The following is a 1,312-nucleotide window of genomic DNA, read 5'->3' as shown; positions in this document are numbered from 1 at the left end:
TGTCCAGACCGGATAGATAGGTAACACAGTAGACCGGATGGATGGGTGACAGTTCTCTGTCGGCTGGGAGGATCAGCCGATGCCTTGGCGGGAGAGCTGTACAGTGGACCTGAGGGTTGATTTCATAGCGGATCAGCGAAGCGGCTTGTGGACGATGACAGAGCTCTGCGAGCGCTACGAGATCAGCCGCAAGACCGGTTACAAGTGGCTGGACCGCTACCGGTTGGAGGGGCCTAGCGGGCTTGAGGATCGTTCCCATGCCGCGCGAGTGCATGGGCGAGCGACGCCGCAGCACATTGTGGATGCGATTGTCGGGCTGCGGCTCGAGCGGCCGAGCTGGGGACCGCGCAAGATCGTCAGCAAGCTAGAGGTCCGTCAAGGGGATGTCGATTGGCCGTCAGCCTCGACGGCAGGCGAGATTCTCAAGCGGGCTGGACTGGTGAACAGCCGTCGGGTCCGGCGACGAGCGCCGCCGCGTATGGGACAACTGACAGTGCCTCAGCATGCCAACCATGTCTGGGCCCTCGATCACAAGGGCTGGATCCGGCTGGGCGACCGATCTCGCGTTGAGCCCTTCACGATGACCGATGGCTTCAGCCGCTATTTGATTAGCTTGGCGGCAACGAGCAGCACGCAATATGCCGAGTGCCAACCCCTGCTGGAACGGGCGTTTCGCGAGTACGGCTTGCCGCAGATCATCCGCTCCGACAACGGCTCGCCGTTCGCCTCGACTGGGATCACTGGTCTGACCGCGCTGTCGGTATGGTGGATCAAGCTTGGCATCTGCCATGAACGGATTGATCCCGGCCATCCGCAGCAGAATGGCCGACACGAGCGTTTCCACCTCACGCTTCTGGAGGCCATGCGGCCACCGCCGCCGACCAAGGCCGCGCAAGCCCGTCGGTTCGCAGCATTTATGCGCGACTACAACGAAGAACGGCCGCATGAGGCACTTGGGCAGCGTCCACCTGCCAGCGTCTACAAGGCTTCCCCTCGTGCGATGCCCAGTCGGCTTCCGGAGCCGAATTATCCGGTCGGAGCGGCAGTGCGCCAGGTTCGCTCCAACGGCGAGATCAAATGGCGTGGCGAGCTCATCCATCTTTGCAGCGCTCTCGCTGGTGAAACAGTTGCCGTGGAGGAAACCGCCGAGGGGCAATGGCAAGTGCGCTTCTTCAACATGCCGATCGGCATCATCGACCAGAAAACATCAACGCTGCGGCGCTGCGCTAGCGCAGCGCCGCAGCGGACCGAACCATGAACGACTGTTACCTATCCATCCGGTCTGGTTTGTTACCCATCCATCCGCTGGACA

1 protein-coding gene is annotated in these 1,312 nt (G+C 62.0%); it reads left to right on the top strand.

All coding sequences use genetic code 11. The features are described from left to right. The first annotated feature begins 103 nt into the window (after positions 1 to 103). Positions 104 to 1,258, top strand: a complete 1,155-nt coding sequence (locus EDE08_RS38150; protein ID WP_245525010.1) for an IS481 family transposase — start codon at positions 104 to 106, stop codon at positions 1,256 to 1,258. The last annotated feature ends 54 nt before the right edge of the window (positions 1,259 to 1,312 follow it).

This window comes from Bradyrhizobium sp. R2.2-H (assembly GCF_004346455.1).
GTDB classification, from domain to species: Bacteria; Pseudomonadota; Alphaproteobacteria; order Rhizobiales; family Xanthobacteraceae; genus Bradyrhizobium; species Bradyrhizobium diversitatis.
This window is presented reverse-complemented; position numbering and strand designations above follow the sequence as displayed.